This window comes from Streptomyces sp. SP17BM10 (assembly GCF_036322405.1).
In the GTDB taxonomy this organism is placed as follows: Bacteria; Actinomycetota; Actinomycetes; order Streptomycetales; family Streptomycetaceae; genus Kitasatospora.
In genome coordinates, this window is sequence record NZ_JAQYXB010000669.1 from 294,808 (window position 1) to 313,188 (window position 18,381).

Consider the following 18,381-nt stretch of genomic DNA (forward strand, 5'->3'; position numbering starts at 1 on the left):
CCAGTCTTCTGTGGTTTTCCCAAGCTGCGCCGTCCCCCAACCCCGGGTGGCTCCCGGAGGGGGTCCTCGGGCCCGCCGACCGTCTCGGTCGGCGGGCCGCAAGGGGCCGGCCTGTGCTGCGACGACGTTCGCTCCCCTGGGGAGCTGCGGGAACCCTGGAGGACCGTCGGGTCCAGTGAGTCACTGGACCCGGCCTCCGCCCGCTAGGCGGACGCGGTAGCGCGCGGCCCGGCGGCCGGATCGGAGCCGGCCGGGGCCGCGGCGCGGTCGAGCGCCAGCGGGTCGGTCACCGTGCCGGCCTCCTCGTCGAGCGGCCCCTGCGCCAGCCTGGTCACCTCTGCGGGGACCGGCGGCGCCAGGTCGGCTGTCGCACGGAGACCGGACAACACGTCGTCGGGTCGTACGGCGGGTGTGGCGTGTCGTACTACCAGGCGCAGTATCGCACAGGCACGGCCGGTCCGAACATCGTGGGCCGTTCCTGCCTCCGTGTCCGCACCGCCGTCGACCTGCGGCGCGAGGACCTCGAGCGCCGCCACGGCGCCGCGCGCGTCGAAGACGCGCACGCCGTTCTTGGTCTGGCGCTGCACCTCGACCCGCTCCTCGGCGAGGAACACCGCGACCGCGCGGGCCGCCTCCTGCGGCTCGACGCCGTCCAGCCGCACCTGCCACTCGGAGGCCTCCAGGCGCTCCACGAAGTTCGGCGTCCGGACCTCGACCGCGTCGATGACGTCCAGGCCGAGGGGCAGCGACTCGTCCAACTGGGCGCGCAGCGCCTGCGGGTCGCGGACGGCGGCGAGGCCGATCTCCAGGTACTCCGCCTCGCTGGCCACCCCGGTCGGGGCGGCGTTGGCGTAGGACACCTTGGGGTGCGGGGTGAAGCCGGCCGAATACGCCATCGGCACGGCCGAACGGCGCAGGGCGCGCTCGAAGGCGCGCTGGAAGTCGCGGTGGCTGGTGAAGCGGAGCCGGCCGCGCTTGGTGTAGCGGAGACGGATCCGCTGCACCGTCGGCGCGGGCGGCGGACCGTCGGGCGTGCGGCGTGCCAGGTCGCTCAGTCCTTAGTCAGTTGTCCCCGTCCGGCGCGGCGGGTTCCCGCCACTGTCCGGACTCTGTCACCTCAAAGGGTACGCGCCCCGCCGCGCCCCTCGCTCCGCCCCTGGTCAGCCGCACACCGACGACCCCTGGCCGGAGCAATCCGGCCAGGGGTCGTCGGTGTGCCGAGCGACTACTTGTTGACGACCGTCAGCGGCAGCATCTTCTTACCGGTGGGGCCGATCTGGATGTGGGTGTCCATCTGGGGACACACGCCACAGTCGAAGCACGGCGTCCAGCGGCAGTCGTCGACCTCGACCTCCTCCAGGGCGTCCTGCCAGTCCTCCCACAGCCAGTCCTTGTCGAGGCCGCTGTCCAGGTGGTCCCAGGGCAGCACCTCCTCGTAGGTGCGCTCGCGGGTGGTGTACCAGTCGACGTCGACGCCGGTGCCGGCCAGGGCCTTGTCGGCGCAGGCCATCCAGCGGTCGTAGGAGAAGTGCTCGCGCCAGCCGTCGAAGCGGCCGCCGTCCTCGTAGACGGCGCGGATGATCCCGCCGACCCGGCGGTCGCCGCGCGAGAGCAGGCCCTCGATGATGCCCGGCTTGCCGTCGTGGTAGCGGTAGCCGATGTTCTTGCCGTACTTGCGGTCGCCGCGGATCGAGTCGCGCAGCTTGGCCAGGCGGGCGTCCGTGGCCTCGGCGGACAGCTGCGGGGCCCACTGGAACGGGGTGTGCGGCTTGGGCACGAACCCGCCGATGGAGACGGTGCAGCGGATGTCGTTCTGACCGGTGACCTCGCGGCCCTTTTGGATGACGTTCTTCGCCATCTCGCCGATCTGGAGGACGTCCTCGTCGGTCTCGGTCGGCAGGCCGCACATGAAGTACAGCTTCACCTGGCGCCAGCCGTTGCCGTACGCGGTGGCGACGGTGCGGATCAAGTCCTCCTCCGACACCATCTTGTTGATCACCTTGCGCATGCGCTCGCTGCCGCCCTCGGGGGCGAAGGTGAGGCCCGAGCGGCGCCCGTTGCGGGACAGCTCGTTGGCGAGGTCGATGTTGAAGGCGTCGACGCGGGTGGACGGCAGCGACAGGCCGATCTTGTCCTCGGTGTACCGGTCGGCCAGGCCCTTGGCGATGTCGCCGATCTCGGTGTGGTCGGCGCTGGACAGCGACAGCAGGCCGACCTCCTCGAAGCCGGTCGCCTTGAGCCCGCGCTCGACCATCTCGCCGATGCCGGTGATGCTTCGCTCCCGCACGGGGCGCGTGATCATGCCGGCCTGGCAGAAGCGGCAGCCGCGGGTGCAGCCGCGGAAGATCTCGACGGACATCCGCTCGTGCACGGTCTCCGCGAGCGGGACGAGCGGCTGCTTCGGGTAGGGCCACTCGTCGAGGTCCATGACGGTGTGCTTGGACACCCGCCACGGCACACCCGGCGCGTTCGGCACGACGCGGCCGATCCGGCCGTCGGCCAGGTACTCGACGTCGTAGAACTTGGGGACGTACACCCCGCCGGTGCGCGCCAGGCGCAGCAGCAGCTCGTCGCGCCCGCCGGGACGGCCCTCGGCCTTCCAGGCCCGGATGATCTCGGTGATGTCGAGCACGGCCTGCTCGCCGTCGCCGACCACCGCGCAGTCCAGGAAGTCCGCGATCGGCTCGGGGTTGAACGCCGCGTGGCCGCCGGCCAGGACGATCGGGTCGTCGTCGGTGCGGTCCTTGGCCTCCAGCGGGATGCCGGCCAGGTCGAGCGCGGTCAGCATGTTGGTGTAGCCGAGCTCGGTGGAGAAGGACAGGCCGAACACGTCGAAGGCCTTCACCGGCCGGTGGGCGTCCACCGTGAACTGCGGCACGTCGTGCTCGCGCATCAGCGCCTCGAGGTCCGGCCAGACGCTGTAGGTGCGCTCGGCCAGCACGCCCTCGCGCTCGTTGAGCACCTCGTAGAGGATCATGACGCCCTGGTTGGGCAGGCCGACCTCGTAGGCGTCGGGGTACATCAGCGCCCAGCGGACGTCGCAGGCGTCCCAGTCCTTGACGGTCGAGTTGAGCTCGCCGCCGACGTACTGGATCGGCTTCTGGACGTGCGGGAGGAGGGCCTCCAGGCGTGGGAAGACCGATTCGACAGTCATGTACTAGGAACCCTTACGACGTGATTCGGGGCCGCGCGCACCGGCAGGCGACGGCTGGGAGGGGTGACCCTCAAGGGTAGCCCAATCCGGGGAACGACCCGGCGGGCCCGATCCGCGGCCCCGCCCCGCCGCCGCCCGCGTCGGGTCGCCCGCGGTGTCGGCGCGCCGGCCCGCGGCGCGCACCGGCGCGGGCGGGTCCGTTCGCACCCGCCCCGCACGCACGGTGCGCGCCCGCCGTTGCCGCACAGTCCGCCGTTGACACCTCCGAAGGGCCCGTGCGCTACTGGCAGGGCTCCGCCACCGTCCCCTGCACCCCTTCCCGCGCCGGGAGTTGGGCCGTACGCTCGGCCCTCGCCGACTCCCCACCGGCGACCGACACCGCCCCGGCCCGCGGGCCGCGGCCGGCGGCGCACCCGGACGCGCCCCGGCGGCCCTCGCCCGGGGGCAAGGAGAAGCATGACCGACACCGGCCACCGGGTCCGTCCGTCCCGGCCCCTCGACGTGACGCCGGCCCGCTACCCGTCGGTGGCCGGCGCGGAGGCCGCGGCCCGGCGGCTGGCCCGCGGCCACCCCGACCGCTGCCGGCTGCGCGAGGTGGGCCGCTCCCGCGCCGGCCGGCCCCTGCTGCTGCTCTCCGTCGACCGCGGCCCGCACACCGTCCTGGCCGTCGGCGGCCCCCACCCCAACGAACCCGTGGGCACCGCCACCGCCCTGCGCCTGGCCGAACTCCTCCTCGCCTCCCCCGCCCGCCCCGGCCTGTCCTGGCACCTCCTGCTGTGCCTCGACCCCGACGGCGCCGCCCTCAACGCCGGCTGGCTCGGCGGCCCCCTCACCATGCGCCGCCACTACCAGCACTTCTTCCGCCCCTCCTTCGAGGAACAGCCCGAACTCCTCCCCGCCCCCGCCACCGGCCGCCGCCCCATGCCCGAGAGCCTCGCCCTCACCGCGCTCATCGACGAACTGCGCCCCTTCCTCCAGTGCTCCCTGCACGGCGTCGACTTCGGCGGCGCCTTCGTCCAGCTCACCCGCCCCGTCCCCGGCCTGCCCGAACGCTTCGCCCGCTCCGCCCACCGCGCGGGCCTGCCCCTCGACATCGATTCCTTCGACGCCATCGGCTGGGCCAGCCCGGCCCCCGGCACGTACCTCATGCCCACCCCCGGCAGCGACCCCGCCACCCGTGCCCTGCCCGACGAACCCGAACTCTCCACCTGGTCCTACGCCACCCGCCACGGCGGCGTCACCGCCGTCCTCGAAGTCCCCATGTGGTCCGTCGACGCCGTCGCCGACCCGCATCCCCACCCGGCGGTCGGCCCCGCCGTCACCGCCGCCGCCCGCACACTGCGCGACCGCGCCGAGGAACTGGCCGGACTGCTGGCCCGCGTCCCCGCACACGCCCGCGCCGTGCACGGCCCCCTGGTGCGCACCGCCGAGTTCAACCTGGCGGTGTGCCCGCCGGTCGCGGACGAGTGGCTGGAGCACTGGTGCGGGGAGCCGCTCACGGTCTCCCGGGTGACGACGGCCGCGATCGTCGCGGCCCGGGTGCCGCTACGCGTCGCGTCGATGCTGCTGCGGCTGCTGGCCGACGTCCGCGGCCCGGGCGCGGAGGCCGCCCGCGAGCGCGCCCGCGCCATCGTCACCGAGAGCCTGAACCAGCTGCGCCACCGCTTCGGCGCCCGCTGGGTGCCGGTCGAGGAGCAGGTGGCCCACCAGACCCGCGCGGTGCTGGCCGCCACCGAGTGCCTGCTCGGCTGAGCCCTCAACCACCGGGCCCCGCAAAGGAGTCGAGGGCCGGCCGGGAATCGCTCCCGGTCCGGCCCTCGACTCGCGGGCCCCGTTCTCACGCCGCTATCGGCCGCTGGCTGCGCACCGCCTGGAGCAGCCCGATCGCCATCCACACCGCGAACATCGACGAACCGCCGTACGACACGAACGGCAGCGGGATGCCCGCCACCGGCATGATGCCCAGGCACATCCCGATGTTCTCGAACGCCTGGAACGACAGCCACGCGATGACGCCCGCCGCGACGATCGTCCCGTACAGGTCGGTCGCCTGCCGCGCGATCCGGCAGGCCCGCCACAGCACCACGCCGACCAGCAGGATTATCGCCAGCGCCCCGACGAAGCCCAGTTCCTCGCCGGCCACCGTGAACACGAAGTCGGTCTGCTGCTCCGGCACGAACTGCCCTATGGTCTGCGTCCCGTGGAACAGCCCCTTCCCGGTGAGCCCGCCCGAGCCGATCGCGATCCGGGCCTGCGCGGTGTTGTAGCCGACGCCGGAGGGGTCGAGCTGCGGGTTGGCGAAGGCGGCGAAGCGGTCGATCTGGTACTTGCTGAGCAGCCCGAACTTCCAGACCGCGAGGGACCCCGCGGTGCCCAGGACCAGCAGCCCGATGACCCAGCGGTTGGCCGCGCCCGAGCCGAGCAGGATGCCCAGCACGATCGCGGACATCACCATGACCGACCCGGCGTCCGGCATCAGCAGCACGAGGCCCATCGGCAGGCAGGCCCAGACCAGGCCCCGGAAGACCGCCCGGTGCGAGGGGAACGCCCGCTCCCCCGCGTCCACCTGGTCCGACAGCACGACCGCCATCGCCAGCACGATCCCGAGCTTCGCGAACTCGGCCGGCTGGACGGAGAAGCCGCCGCCGAGCTGGATCCACGAGTGCGCGCCGTTAATGGTCGAGCCGATCGGGCTCAGCGTGGCCATCAGCAGCAGGATGACGGCGACGTAGACGAAGGGCACGAGCGTGCGGAAGCGCCGACTCCCTATCGCTATCACGACGGCGCACAGCACGAGCCCGACGACGACGTTGGTGAGGTGCCGGTAGAGGAAGTACTGCGGGTCCCCGTGGGTCAGCGAGTCCCGCCCGCGGGTGGCCGACCACACCAGCAGCGAGCTGCCCAGCGAGAGGGTCAGCGCGGCCAGCAGCAGTATCCAGTCGAGCCGCCACAGCGGCGAGTCCTTGGCGAGGGCCTTGGACACCCCGGTGCGCTGCGGCGAGAGCCGCAGCTGCCGGTAGGAGCCGTACGAGGTCATGCCCGTCCCCTTCCCGCGCCGCGCTGCGGTTCGAGCGCGGCGTCGGCCGCGGTGAGCAGGGTCGTCGCCGGGCCGGCCGGCGGTGCCGGGTCGAGGAAGACCCGCGGGGAGCCCCCGGTCACGCCCGGGTCGGCGAGGCCGGAGGGGTCCTCGACGGTGTACGCGGCCGGCTTGATGATCGCGGTGCCGTCCGGGTTGAACTTCGGCAGCTCGGCCTGCGGCGCCGGCAGCAGGGCCTTGCCGTTGTCGACGTTGCCCTTGTCGTCCACGCCGTACAGCGCCTGGTAGATCCGGCGGATCGCGTCACCGGACCCGCCGGAGCCGGTGCCGCCCTGGCTGATGGTCATGACGACCGCGTAGTCCTTGCTGTACGTGGTGAGCCACGAGGTGGTCTGCTTGCCCTCGACCTCGGCGGTGCCGGTCTTGGCGTGCAGCTCGATCTTGCCCTGCGGCCAGCCGGCCCCGGCGAACTTCCAGGCGGCGGTGCCGCTGGTGATGACGCCCGCGGTGGCCTGGTCGATGTAGCCGAGGAGCTTCTGGTCGCCGGGGAACTTGGCGTCCTCGTGCGGGGCGATCTCGCGGACGAGGTCCCCGCCCGGGCTTATCACCGCCTTGGCGACGGTCGGCCGGTAGAAGGTGCCGCCGTTGGCCAGCGCCGAGTAGATCCGGGCCATCTGGACCGGGGTGACGAGGGTGTCGCCCTGGCCGATCGCGAAGTTGACGGCGTCACCGGCGCGCATCTGGTAGCCGTCGACGCAGTTCTCCCGCGCGATCTGGTCGGAGAAGCTGTTGCCGCCCTTCTGCGCCTGCGCGCACCAGGCGTCCTTGTTGTTGTCGTAGAAGGACTGCTTCCACTGCCGGTCCGGCACCCGGCCGGGGACCTCGGCCGGCAGGTCGATGCCGGTCTTGGCGCCGAGGCCGAACTCGTGGGCGGTCTTGAAGAACCAGTCGCCCGGGTCCTTCTTCGGCTTGATGCCGCCGTCCTTCATCCACTGGTCGTAGGCCAGGCCGTAGAAGACGGTGTCGCAGGAGACCTCCAGCGCCTTCTCAAGGGAGATCGCGCCGAAGTTCTCGCTCTCGAAGTTCTTGAACTCGCGGCCGCCGATGGTCATGGACTTCGGGCAGTCGTACCGGCCGTCGAGGGAGTAGCCGGCCTGCACGGCGGCGGTGGTGGAGACGACCTTGAAGGTCGAGCCGGGGGCGGACTGACCCTGTATGGCCCGGTTCAGCAGCGGGAAGTTGGAGTCCTTGCTGGTCAGCGACTGGTAGTCCTTGCCGGTGATGCCGCCCACCCAGAGGTTGGGGTCGTAGGTCGGGGCGCTGGCCATGGCGACGATCCGGCCGGTGTGCACGTCCATCACGACGGCGGCGCCGGAGTCGGCCTCGTAGTTGCGGTTGGTGACCTTGTCGAAGGTGTTCCTGGCGTCGTTCATGGCCTGCGCCAGGTTGGCCTCGACGACCTTCTGCACCCGGGCGTCGATGCTGGTGACCAGGTTGTTGCCGGTCTGCGGGGCCACCGTGCCGGCGGTGCCGATCACCCGGCCGAGGTTGTCCACCTCCAGCTTGGTGATGCCGGCGGTGCCGCGCAGGTCGCGGTCGTAGACCGACTCCAGGCCGGCCCGGCCGATCTGGTCGGCCGGCAGGTAGCGGTCCAGGCCGGTCTTGTCGGCGGTCTTGCTGACCTCGTCGTCGGTGACGGGCGAGAGGTAGCCGAGCACCTGGGCCATGTTGGCGCCCTCGGCGCCGGTGTAGCGGCGGACGGCGGTGGGCTGCGCGGTGATCCCGGGGAAGTCCTCGCGGCGCTCCATTATCTGCATCGCCTGCTGGGTGGTCGCCTCCTTGGTGACCGGGATCGGCTGGTAGGGCGAGCCGTTCCAGCAGGGCTGCGGCGTCTTGGCGTCGCAGAGCCGGACCTTCTCCTGCACGTCCTTGGCCGGCATGCCGAGCACGTCGGCGAGCCGGGCGAGCACCGCCTTGCCGCCGTCCTTCTGCTGGAGCAGCGAGGTGCGGCTGACGGAGACCACCAGGCGGGTCTCGTTGCCGGCCAGGATCCGCCCGGAGGCGTCCAGGATCTCGCCGCGCACGGCGGGCTCGACCACTTCGCGGATGTGGTTGCCGGTCGCCTTGGCGGTGTAGACGCTGGCGTTGCGGATCTGGAGGTACCACAGCCGCCCGCCGAGGGTGGCGAGCAGTGACAGCACCAGGATCTGCAGCACCACCAGACGGATCGTCACCCGCCGGGTTCGGCCGGTCTCGGGGATGTTGCTCACGTCTCGTGCGCTCCAGGGTGCGGGAGGGTCGGGAGGTCGGGGGCCGCTGGGGCGGGGTTACGGGCGCCGGGCGAAGCCGGGCACGCGCCGCTTCCGGTAGCCGGGGCCCGCCGAGACCTCACGGGTGGTGCGGTAGCGGGCCAGCGTGCCCAGGCCGGGGCCGCCCTCGTCGTCGTCGCTGGCGGCGGTCACCGGGTCGCGGCCGAAGCGGCGGCCGAGCAGCATCACCAGCGGCACGACGAACGGTGCCAGCAGCAGGTCGTACAGGAGGGCGCTGATCACCAGGCCGCCGAGGCCGACGTGCCGGGCCGCGGTGTCACCGACGAGGGCGCCGACCATCGCGTACAGCAGGGTGGAGGCGACGGCCGCGGCCGCGACGACCAGCAGGGCGCTGGAGACGGAGCGCTGGCGGCCGTGCTCCGGGCGCAGCAGTCCGGCGGCGTAGCCCATCAGGCAGAGCACGAGCGCGTAGCGGCCGATCGCGTGGTCGGAGGGCGGCGCGAGGTCGGCGAGCAATCCGGCGCAGAAGCCGACGACGCAGCCGCCGGTGGGCCCGTAGACCATGGCGAGGCCGACGACGACGAGCAGCAGTATGTCCGGGGTGGCCCCCGGGAGCTGGAGCCGTCCGAAGACGCTGACCTGGAGGATCAGGCCGAACAGGGTCAGGACGGCGGAGACGGGGATGCGGGCGAGGCGCATGGCTCAGTTCCCCCCGGTGGGCTTGGCGGGCTGTGCGGCGGAAGCCGTGGTGGCGGGCGCCGCCGGTGCGGCGGGGGCGGCCGGGGCCTGGCTCTGGCCGGGCGCCGGCGCGGGCGGCAGCACGCCGTCGCGCGGGTCGGTGCGCGGCGGCACGACGACGACGCCGACCAGGTCCAGCCGGGTGAACTGGACGAACGGCTCGACCAGGATGGTCTTGGTCAGCTGGCCGGCGTTGGCCTGGACCTCGACGACCTTGCCGACCGGCACGCCGGGCACGAACGGGCGGCCGCTCTGCGAGCCGAAGGTGACCAGCCGGTCCCCGGCCTTGACCTGCGCCTTCCCGTTGAGCAGGGAGACCTTCATCGGGCTGTCGCCGCCGCCGGAGGCGAAGCCGATCTCCCCGCTGCCCTCCAGGCGGGCGCCGGCGGTGAAGCCGGGGTCGGAGGCGAGCAGGACGGTCGCGGTGGTGGGCGCGACGGTGGTGATCCGGCCGACCAGGCCCTGGCCGTTGATGACGGTCATGTCGCGGGTGAGGCCGTCGTCGCTGCCGGCGTCGATCGTGATGGTCCAGGAGAAGCCCTGGGCCGGGCCGATGGCGATGACCTGGGCGGCCTTGACGGTGTATCCGCCGGCGCCGGCGGTGCGCAGCAGGTCGTCGAGCTGCTTGGTGCGCCCGGCGGCCATGTCGGAGGAGGCGAGTTTCTGTCGCAGTTCGGTGTTCTCGCGGGCGAGCTGGTCGGTGCGTCCGCTGTCGGTGGCGGCGTCGCGGAAGGCCCGGACGGTGTTGGCGACCGGGTCGACGAGGGTGGACGCGCCGCGCTCGACCGGGCCGAGGACGCCTGCGGCGGCGCGCCTGGCGCCGCCGAGCGGGGAGCTCTCACCGCCCTTGATGTCGACGGTGATGAGCGCGAAGGCGACCGCCACCAGCAGGATGAGCAGCAGCCGGCTCTCTCGTGTGTCCCTCACGGTGCTGGTACTGCCCCTTCGTACCTGGCCGGCCGCCGGGGCTGTGGGGCCCGGGCGGCGGCGGCCCGTTCAGTTGAGTGTCGGATGTGTCGTCGGTCTAACGGCGCGGCTGCGCGTCGAGTACCTGCTGCAGCGCCTCGAACTCCTCGACGCACTTGCCGGAGCCGAGCGCGACCGAGTCGAGCGGGTTCTCCGCGATGTGAATCGGCATGCCGGTCTCTCGGCGCAGCCGCTCGTCGAGGCCGCGCAGCAGGGCGCCGCCGCCGGTGAGCACGATGCCGCGGTCCATGACGTCGCCGGCGAGCTCGGGCGGGCACTGGTCGAGCGTGGTCTTGACCGCGTCGATGATCGAGTTGACCGGCTCGTCGATGGCCTCGCGGACCTCGGCGGCGGAGATGACGACGGTCTTGGGCAGGCCGCTGACGAGGTCGCGGCCGCGGATCTCGGCGTGCTCGTCCTTCTCGCCCTCCAGGCCGTAGGCGCTGCCGATGCTCATCTTGATCTGTTCGGCGCTGCGCTCGCCGAGGAGCAGCGAGTACTCCTTCTTGATGTGCTGGACGATCGCGTTGTCGAGCTCGTCGCCGGCGACCCGGATGGACTGGGCGGTGACGATGCCGCCGAGGGAGATGACGGCGACCTCGGTGGTGCCGCCGCCGATGTCGACGACCATGTTGCCGGTGGCCTCGTGGACGGGCAGTCCGGCGCCGATGGCGGCGGCCATGGGCTCCTCGATGATGTGCACCTGTCGCGCGCCGGCCTGGGAGGAGGCCTCGATGACGGCGCGGCGCTCGACGCCGGTGATGCCGGAGGGCACGCAGACGACGACGCGGGGGCGGGCGAGGTAGCGGCGGCGGTGGATCTTGAGGATGAAGTAGCGCAGCATCCGCTCGGTGATCTCGAAGTCGGCGATCACGCCGTCCTTGAGCGGGCGGATGGCGACGATGTTGCCCGGGGTGCGGCCGATCATCTTCTTGGCCTCGGCGCCGACCGCCAGGATGCCGCCGGTGTTGGTGTTCACCGCGACGACGGACGGCTCGTTGAGCACGATCCCCTTGCCCCTGACGTACACCAGCGTGTTGGCAGTTCCGAGGTCGATCGCCAAGTCGCGGCCGATGAACGACAGGTTGCTCGCCATGGGGTGTAGGTGCCTTCCCGGGCTCGGAGTTCATGAGAGGTGGACGACTGCGTGCGCCCACGCTTGGGCGGAGACCAGCTGAGCTGCCTTACCGGGCCCTTGAGTCGCGTCCATCGTAGTCACGCCTCGCGGTACGGACGTCGACGTGGGGCATACCGTCCATTGTCCGGAGCGTGATCGCTTCTCCGAGGATTGGGACGCCGTGTCGGGAACCCCAGTTCCCTATTTCACGATAAGAATGCCCCGGCCGGGTCAATGGTCCCGACCGGGGCAGTCCCTAGGTCCTCCGGGCGCGCGCCCGGGCCGGCTCAGGCGTGCGCCGGGAAGAAGATCTTGATCTCGCGCTCCGCGGACTCGGGCGAGTCGGAGGCGTGGATCAGGTTCTCGCGGGTGATCGTCGCGTAGTCGCCGCGGATGGTGCCGGCGCCGGCCTCCAGGGGGTTGGTGGCGCCCGCCAGCATGCGGATGCCCGGGACGACGTCCTCGCCCTCGACGATCAGGGCGATCGACGGACCGGAGGTCATGAACTCCAGCAGCGGCTCGTAGAACGGGCGGCCGACGTGCTCCGCGTAGTGCTGCTCCAGCGTCGCCCGGTCGAAGGTGCGCAGCTCGACGGCCGCGAGCTGCCAGCCGGCCTTGCGCTCGATGCGGCTGATGATCTCGCCCGCCAGGCCGCGGCGGACGGCGTCGGGCTTGAGCAGGACGAGAGTGCGCTGGGACACGGTGCGTCTCCTGGGGAATCGGTTCGGCATACGGTATGCGGTACGGCCAGAGGTTACCTTGCGTGAACGACCCGCAGGGTTCGCCGGTCTAGGCCTCCGCGGCGGCCGCGACGGCGGCGGCGCGGGCGGCCTTGAACTCGTCCACCTTGCGGCCGTAGTGCACCGAGCACCACCACAGGGCGGCGAAGACCACGCCGAGGCCGAACATCGTCGGCAGGATGAGGCCGCTGGCGATCAGGCCGATCTGCAGCGCCCAGCCGATCTGCACGGCGCCGGGCCGGTTGATCATGCCGCAGAGCGCGATGCACAGCGCCATCGCGATCCCGGTGACGATCCACACCGTGGCGGTCGACACGCTGGAGAGCCGCATCGCGACCAGCCCGGCGAACATCGCCAGCAACGCCTCGCCGATCAGCGTCGAGGAGCAGAGCGTCCTCATCTTCACTTCCTCCCGAGCAGCAGGCGGGCCTCGCCCACCGTGATGACCGAACCGGTGACCAGGACCCCGGCGCCGCCGAGGTCGCCCTCCTCCTCGGCGAGCGTGACGGCGGCGGCGATCGCGTCGTCGAGGCGGGGCTCCACCTGGACGCGGTCCTCGCCGAACACCTCGACGGCGAGCGCCGCGAGCGCGTCGACGTCCATCGCGCGGTGGGTGGAGTTCTGGGTGATGACGACCTCGGCGAGGATCGGCTCGAAGGCCTCCAGCACGCCGGCCACGTCCTTGTCGCCGGAGGTGCCGATCACGCCCACCAGGCGGGTGAAGCCGAAGGACTCGGTGATCGCGGCGACGGTCGCGCGGGCGCCGTGCGGGTTGTGCGCGGCGTCCAGGATGATCGTGGGGCTGCGGCGGACGATCTCCAGGCGGCCCGGCGAGGAGACGCCGGAGAAGGCCTGGCGGACCTTGTCCGTGTCGAGCTGCCCGCCGCGGGCGCCGCCGACGCCGAAGAATGCCTCGACCGCGGCCAGCGCCAGCGCCGCGTTGTGCGCCTGGTACTCGCCGTGCAGCGGGATGAAGACGTCCTCGTACTCCTCGCCGCCGAGCCCGCGCAGCGTCACCAGCTGGCCGCCGACGGCGAGTTCACGGCGGATCACGCCGAACTCCATGCCCTCGCGGGCGACCGTGGCGTCCACCTCGACGGCCCGGCGCAGGATGACCTGGGCGGCGTCCAGCTGCTGCTGGGCGACCACGGTGACGGCGCCGGACTTGATGATCCCGGACTTCTCGACCGCGATCTCGCCGGTGGTCCCGCCGAGCTTGTCGGTGTGGTCCAGCCCGATCGGGGTGATCACCGAGACGGCGGCGTCGATGACGTTGGTGGCGTCCCAGGAGCCGCCCATGCCGACCTCGACGACGGCGACGTCCACCGGGGCGTCGGCGAAGGCCGCGTAGGCCATGCCGGTCAGCACCTCGAAGAAGGACATCGGCACCGGCTGCTGCGCGTCGACCATCTCCACGTAGGGCGCGATGTCGCGGTAGACCTCGACGAAGCGCTCGGGGGTGATCGGGGCGCCGTCCAGGCTGATGCGCTCGGTGACGCTCTCCACGTGCGGGCTGGTGTAGCGGCCGGTGCGCAGCTCGAAGGTGTTGAGCAGCTGCTCGATCATCCGGGCGGTGGAGGTCTTGCCGTTGGTGCCGGTGATGTGGATGGAGGGGAAGGACCGCTGGGGCTGGCCCAGGATGTCCATCAGCGCCTCGATCCGGTCGAGCGAGGGCTCCAGCTTGTTCTCCGGCCAGCGCTTGGACAGTTCGACCTCGACGTCGCGCAGGGCGTCGCCGGTGCCGCCGTCGGCGGGGCGGAGGGTGTACGGGTTCGGGTCGGCCTTGTCGCTCACGACCACAGTCTACGGAGGGTCGGCGGCCCGTCCTCACAGGGTGAGGCCGGGGGCGTGGCCGGGGTGAGAACGACCACTTTGCCCGATCTTGGCCTGGCCTCGACCAGTTTTCGCCCTTTACTATTGATTTAGCGAGTTTGAACCGCAATGGAGCATCGATTCGCACCCTCAAGGAGCTCAATCACCTTTGATCATGAGGAGTAGCACGCTGTGCCTGACGTCCTGCACGACTGGATGGTCCTCCGACAGGACACGATCGTCCGGTTCGCCGGACTGATCTCACTGCTGCTCGTCGCCTACATGGTCCTGGTGTTCGGCCGCTTCCTGGTCTACTGGGCCGGCTCCCGCCACGCCTTCAGGCGCAACCGCCCCGCGGAGCCCGGCGACCCCACCGCCTTCCGGTGGCACCTGGTCATCCCCTGCCGCGACGAGGAGGCCGTGGTCGCCCAGACCCTCGCCGGACTGCGCGCCTGCGCGCCCGAGGCCCACCTGTGGGTCATCGACGACGACAGCGAGGACGCCACCCGCGAACTCGTCCTCGCCGCCGCAGCCCACGACGACCGCGTCCACCTCGTCCAGCGCCGCCGCCCGCACGCACGGATCGGCAAGGGCGCCGCCCTCAACGCCGCGTACCGCGAGATCTCCGCGTGGCTGCCCGCGGACGCCGACCGCTCCCGCGTGGTGATCGGAGTCGTCGACGCCGACGGTCGGCTCGGCGCCGGCACCCTCGCGCAGGTGTGCGGCGACAAGGCGCTCGGCCGCCCCGACACCGGCGCCGTCCAGATCGGCGTGCGGATGCGCAACGCCGACGACGAGCTCCCGCTGCCCGGCCGCGGCCGCGCCGCCAACGCGTTCGCCCGCGCCCTCGTGCGCATGCAGGACGTCGAGTTCCAGGCCAACAACGCCGGCATGCAGCTGCTGCGCCGACGCACCGGCAGCGTCGGCCTCGGCGGCAACGGCCAGTTCGTGCGCCTCACCGCCCTCGACTCCCTCACCGCCGAGGAGGGCCGGGCCGGCCGTCCCTGGTCCGAGCGCGCCCTGCTCGAGGACTACGAGTCCGGCCTCGACCTGCGCCTGGCAGGCTGGCGCCTGACCCACGTCACCGAGGCCCGGGTCTCCCAGGAGGCCCTCGTCTCGCCGCGCCGCTTCCTCACCCAGCGCACCCGCTGGGCCCAGGGCAACATGCAGTGCCTGCGCTACACCGGCCGGGTGCTGCGCTCCCCGCACTACACGTGGTCCGGCAAGGCCGAGGTCATGTACACCTTCCTGCAGCCGGTGGCCTGCGTGCTGCTGGTGCTGCTCACGCCGCTGTCGATCGCGATCACCGCCGCCGGGCTGGTGCTCTTCCCCGCCGAGACCGCCGACTTCCAGCTGCGGTTCGGCCCCTACATGGCCGTCGCCTTCGTCGTCGCCACGCTGCCGATGGTGTTCTGGGGCTTCACCTACCGCACCCTCGTCCACCCCGACCGCCGCCGGCTGACCGGGCTGCTCTGGGGCGTCCTGGTGTGGATCTACGCCTACCACCTGTTCGTCGTCGCCACCCGGGCGGCCGTGCGGATGCTGCTCGGCCGCAACGGCTGGGCCAAGACCCGGCGCAACGCCGAGAAGGTCGCCGTCGGCGCCCCCACCGCCGTCGAATCCTGAGCCCCGCCGCCCCTCTCCCCCGTGAGTCCCGGAGCCTCCCCCATGAGCACCTGCCTGCCCCCCTCCAGCGTCGCCGTCGTCCTCGGCACCCGCCCCGAGCTCGTCAAGCTCGCCCCCCTCATCCACGAACTCGGCGCCGCCACCCGCCTGGTGCACACCGGCCAGCACTGGGACGAGGCCATGTCCGGCCGCTTCCTGCGCGACCTGGACCTACCCCGGCCCGAGCTGCTCACCGGCGTCGGCGGCCGGCCGCGGGCCGGGCAGATCGCCCAGTCCCTCGGCCAGCTCGACGCCGCCTTCGCCGAGGACCGCCCGGTGGCCGTCGTCGTCCAGGGCGACACCAACGCCACCCTCGCCGGCGCGCTGGCCGCCAACGCCCGGGAGATCCCGCTGGTCCACGTCGAGGCCGGGCTGCGCAGCTTCGACCGGGCGATGCCCGAGGAGCACAACCGGGTGATGGTCGACCACGTCGCCGACCTGCTCTGCGCCGCCACCCCGGACAACGTCGCCAACCTGCGCGCCGAGTCGCTCGACGAGCGGCGGATCGCGCTCACCGGCAACACCGTCGTCGAGGTCGTCCGCCGCCAGCTGCCCGACGAGCAGGCGCGCGCCGCCCTGCTCACCGCCCACCGGCTGCGCCCCGACGGCTACGTCCTCGCGACCGTGCACCGCCCGGAGAACACCGACACCGCCGAAGCGCTCGGTGCCGTCCTCGCCGAGCTGGACCGCATCGCGCGGGCCGGCACGCCGGTGCTGTTCCCGATGCACCCGCGCACCCGGGCCGCCGTCGAACGCTTCGGGCTGGACGGGCTGCTGGAGCGCGTCGCCGTCACCGGGCCGGTCGGGTACGCCGACTTCCTCGGCCTCGCGGGCCACGCCGCACTGCTGGTCTCCGACTCCGGCGGCGTGCAGGAGGAGTGCACCGTGCTCGGCCGCCCGCTGCTGGTGGTGCGCCGCTCCACCGAGCGCCCGGAGGCCGTGGACGCGGGCTTCGCCGCGCTGGTGCAGCCCGGCGAGGAGCTGGGCGAGCTGGCCCGCGCGTGGCTGTCCGACAGCCCCGAGCGGCTGGCCCGGCTCGCGGCCACCTCGAGCCCGTACGGCGACGGCCTGGCGTCGGCGCGCATCGCCGAACTCACCGCCCGGATCGCCGAGTCCGCCCGGCCCGGGGCCGGCGCCGGCCTGCTCGCCGCGTAGCCCTGATCGCCGGGCGGGCTTGACAGCCGGATTGGTCTAGTCCACCTTGTGAAGCAAGTCTCCGTTCCCGAAGGGGACTTGAGTTGTCGGTAGCTCCCGCACGCGCACCATCGACACCCCGGACGGCGCCGCCCCCACAGCGCGCCGCCGGGCCTCCCCCACAGGAGATGGAGTCATGCCACCTGCCCGACACCGGCGGCGCCCGCGCGCCGTCCGCACCCTGCTCGCCGGAGCCGGCGCGATCGCGCTGGGCCTGAGCGGACTCGTCCTCGCCACCGGCACCGGCGCCCGCGCCGCGGACGTCGACCTGATCACCAACGGCGGCTTCGAGACCGGCGGCCTCGGCGGCTGGTCCTGCACCAACGGCACCGTCCGGAGCACGACCGCCCACTCCGGCTCGTACGCGCTGCAGTCCACCCCGGGCGCGGGCGACACCGGCGAGTGCACGCAGACCGTCGCCGTGAAGCCGTCGTCGACGTACACGCTGAGCTCCTAGGTGCAGGGCTCGTACGTCTACCTCGGTGCCCGCGGCACCGGCGGCACCGACCCCAGCACCTGGACGACGTCGGCGGGCTGGGCGCGGCTGAGCACCGGCTTCACCACCGGCCCGAGCACCACGAGCGTCACCGTCTACCTGCACGGCTGGTACGGGCAGGCGGCGTTCCTGGCCGACGACGTCTCGCTGGTGGGCCCCGGCGGCCCGCAGCCGTCGCAGAGCCCGACGGTCACCACGTCCCCGAGCCCGAGCCCCACGGCGACCGCGACGGCGACCGCAACCGCGACGGGCACGGCGACCGGCACTCCGACCAAGCCGCCGGGCCTGCCCGAGCACGTGCTCACCGGCTACTGGCAGAACTTCGACAACGGCGCCACCGTCCAGCGCATCAGCGACGTCCCGGCCGCGTACGACATCATCGCGGTCGCCTTCGCCGACGCCACCAGCACGCCGGGCGCGCTGGGCTTCACCCTCGACCCGGCCCTGTCCTCCCGCCTCGGCGGCTACACCGACGCCCAGTTCAAGGCCGACATCGCGGCCAAGCGCGCGGCCGGCAAGCGGGTCGTGCTCTCGGTCGGCGGGCAGAACGGCACGGTGTCGGTGGCCGACCCCGCGTCGGCGGCGAACTTCGCGAACTCCGCGTGGTCGCTGATGCGGGCCTACGGCTTCGACGGGATCGACATCGACCTGGAGAACGGCGTCAACGCGACCTACCTCGGCCAGGCGCTGCACGCGGTCGCCGCGAAGGCCGGCAGCGGGTTCGTCCTCACCATGGCGCCGCAGACCATCGACATGCAGTCGACCGGCACGGAGTACTTCAGGCTGGCGCTGAACGTGAAGGACGTCCTCACCATCGTCAACATGCAGTACTACAACTCCGGCGCGATGAACGGCTGCGACGGCAACGTGTACTCGCAGGGCACCGAGAACTTCCTGACCGCGCTCGCCTGCATCCAGCTCCAGGGCGGGCTGCGGCCCGACCAGGTCGGGCTCGGCGTGCCGGCCTCCACCAGCGCCGCGGGCGGCGGGTACGTGAGCGCGGGCGTGGTCGACAGCGCGCTCGACTGCCTCGCCGCCGGGACCGACTGCGGCAGCTACCGGCCTGCCACCACCTGGCCGGGGATCGGCGGGGCGATGACCTGGTCGACCAACTGGGACGCCTCGGCGGGCAATCCGGTGGCGAACACCATCGGCGCGCACCTGCACGCCATGCCGTGATCCCGCCCGGAGG

Annotated in this window: 13 protein-coding genes and 1 pseudogene; 4 read left to right on the plus strand and 10 right to left on the minus strand. The window is 72.5% G+C overall.

The window, feature by feature from the left end; all coding sequences use genetic code 11:
• Positions 1-203: 203 nt before the first annotated feature.
• Together PUR71_RS34445 and PUR71_RS34450 are read right to left on the minus strand one after the other, a co-directional pair.
• Positions 204-1,004, minus strand: a complete 801-nt coding sequence (locus PUR71_RS34445) for a TIGR03936 family radical SAM-associated protein (RefSeq protein ID WP_329931147.1) — start codon at positions 1,002-1,004, stop codon at positions 204-206.
• Between the two features lie 221 nt (positions 1,005-1,225).
• The gene (locus tag PUR71_RS34450; RefSeq protein WP_329931148.1) at positions 1,226-3,154 is read right to left on the minus strand and encodes a TIGR03960 family B12-binding radical SAM protein; all 1,929 of its coding nucleotides are present in this window, start codon (positions 3,152-3,154) and stop codon (positions 1,226-1,228) included.
• A gap of 456 nt (positions 3,155-3,610) precedes the next feature.
• On the opposite strand from PUR71_RS34450, the gene PUR71_RS34455 reads away from it, so the two are divergent.
• Positions 3,611-4,906 carry a M14 family zinc carboxypeptidase gene (locus tag PUR71_RS34455; RefSeq protein ID WP_329931149.1) on the plus strand — a complete coding sequence of 432 codons (1,296 nt, stop codon included), beginning with the start codon at positions 3,611-3,613 and terminating at the stop codon, positions 4,904-4,906.
• Between the two features lie 85 nt (positions 4,907-4,991).
• Here the strand turns inward: PUR71_RS34455 and rodA are convergent, their stop codons facing one another.
• The 8 genes from rodA to folC all read right to left on the minus strand — a co-directional run bounded on the left by rodA (position 4,992) and on the right by folC (position 13,816).
• Positions 4,992-6,191 (minus strand): rod shape-determining protein RodA, encoded by a 1,200-nt coding sequence (gene rodA, locus PUR71_RS34460; RefSeq protein WP_329931150.1) that lies wholly within the window; start codon positions 6,189-6,191, stop codon positions 4,992-4,994.
• On the minus strand, positions 6,188-8,461 hold the full coding sequence (gene mrdA, locus PUR71_RS34465; RefSeq protein ID WP_329931151.1) for a penicillin-binding protein 2: 2,274 nt from the start codon (positions 8,459-8,461) through the stop codon (positions 6,188-6,190). The genes rodA and mrdA overlap by 4 nt, the downstream gene beginning before the upstream one ends.
• A gap of 57 nt (positions 8,462-8,518) precedes the next feature.
• Positions 8,519-9,160 (minus strand): rod shape-determining protein MreD, encoded by a 642-nt coding sequence (gene mreD / locus PUR71_RS34470; protein WP_329931152.1) that lies wholly within the window; start codon positions 9,158-9,160, stop codon positions 8,519-8,521.
• Between the two features lie 3 nt (positions 9,161-9,163).
• Positions 9,164-10,126 (minus strand): rod shape-determining protein MreC, encoded by a 963-nt coding sequence (mreC, locus tag PUR71_RS34475; RefSeq protein WP_329931153.1) that lies wholly within the window; start codon positions 10,124-10,126, stop codon positions 9,164-9,166.
• 97 nt (positions 10,127-10,223) lie between these two features.
• The gene (locus PUR71_RS34480) at positions 10,224-11,249 is read right to left on the minus strand and encodes a rod shape-determining protein (RefSeq protein WP_329931217.1); all 1,026 of its coding nucleotides are present in this window, start codon (positions 11,247-11,249) and stop codon (positions 10,224-10,226) included.
• A 320-nt stretch (positions 11,250-11,569) separates the two neighbouring features.
• Positions 11,570-11,983, minus strand: coding sequence for a nucleoside-diphosphate kinase (ndk, locus tag PUR71_RS34485; RefSeq protein ID WP_329931154.1), 414 nt, complete (start codon positions 11,981-11,983; stop codon positions 11,570-11,572).
• A gap of 88 nt (positions 11,984-12,071) precedes the next feature.
• A complete protein-coding gene (locus PUR71_RS34490; protein ID WP_329931155.1) occupies positions 12,072-12,422 on the minus strand; it encodes a DUF4233 domain-containing protein in 351 nt (116 codons plus the stop codon).
• Positions 12,423-12,424: 2 nt separating this feature from the next.
• Complete coding sequence (folC, locus tag PUR71_RS34495; RefSeq protein WP_443077672.1) at positions 12,425-13,816, minus strand: bifunctional tetrahydrofolate synthase/dihydrofolate synthase; 1,392 nt, start codon at positions 13,814-13,816, stop codon at positions 12,425-12,427.
• A gap of 210 nt (positions 13,817-14,026) precedes the next feature.
• Here folC and PUR71_RS34500 point away from each other — a divergent pair, with 210 nt between their 5' ends.
• The 3 genes and pseudogenes from PUR71_RS34500 (at position 14,027) to PUR71_RS34510 (ending at position 18,368) form a co-directional block, all read left to right on the plus strand.
• Positions 14,027-15,460: a glycosyltransferase family 2 protein gene (locus PUR71_RS34500; protein WP_329931156.1), complete on the plus strand. Its 1,434-nt coding sequence runs from the start codon at positions 14,027-14,029 to the stop codon at positions 15,458-15,460.
• A gap of 42 nt (positions 15,461-15,502) precedes the next feature.
• Positions 15,503-16,654, plus strand: coding sequence for a non-hydrolyzing UDP-N-acetylglucosamine 2-epimerase (wecB, locus tag PUR71_RS34505; RefSeq protein WP_329931158.1), 1,152 nt, complete (start codon positions 15,503-15,505; stop codon positions 16,652-16,654).
• A gap of 175 nt (positions 16,655-16,829) precedes the next feature.
• Positions 16,830-18,368, plus strand: a pseudogene (locus PUR71_RS34510) (chitinase).
• Positions 18,369-18,381: the final 13 nt, after the last annotated feature.

Coding starts and splice junctions, on each gene's coding strand:
- PUR71_RS34450 (WP_329931148.1), bottom strand. CDS start 3,154: ATGACTGTCGAATCGGTCTTCCCACGCCTGGAGGCCCTCCTCCCGCAC.
- PUR71_RS34455 (WP_329931149.1), top strand. CDS start 3,611: ATGACCGACACCGGCCACCGGGTCCGTCCGTCCCGGCCCCTCGACGTG.
- rodA (WP_329931150.1), bottom strand. CDS start 6,191: ATGACCTCGTACGGCTCCTACCGGCAGCTGCGGCTCTCGCCGCAGCGC.
- mreD (WP_329931152.1), bottom strand. CDS start 9,160: ATGCGCCTCGCCCGCATCCCCGTCTCCGCCGTCCTGACCCTGTTCGGC.
- PUR71_RS34490 (WP_329931155.1), bottom strand. CDS start 12,422: ATGAGGACGCTCTGCTCCTCGACGCTGATCGGCGAGGCGTTGCTGGCG.
- wecB (WP_329931158.1), top strand. CDS start 15,503: ATGAGCACCTGCCTGCCCCCCTCCAGCGTCGCCGTCGTCCTCGGCACC.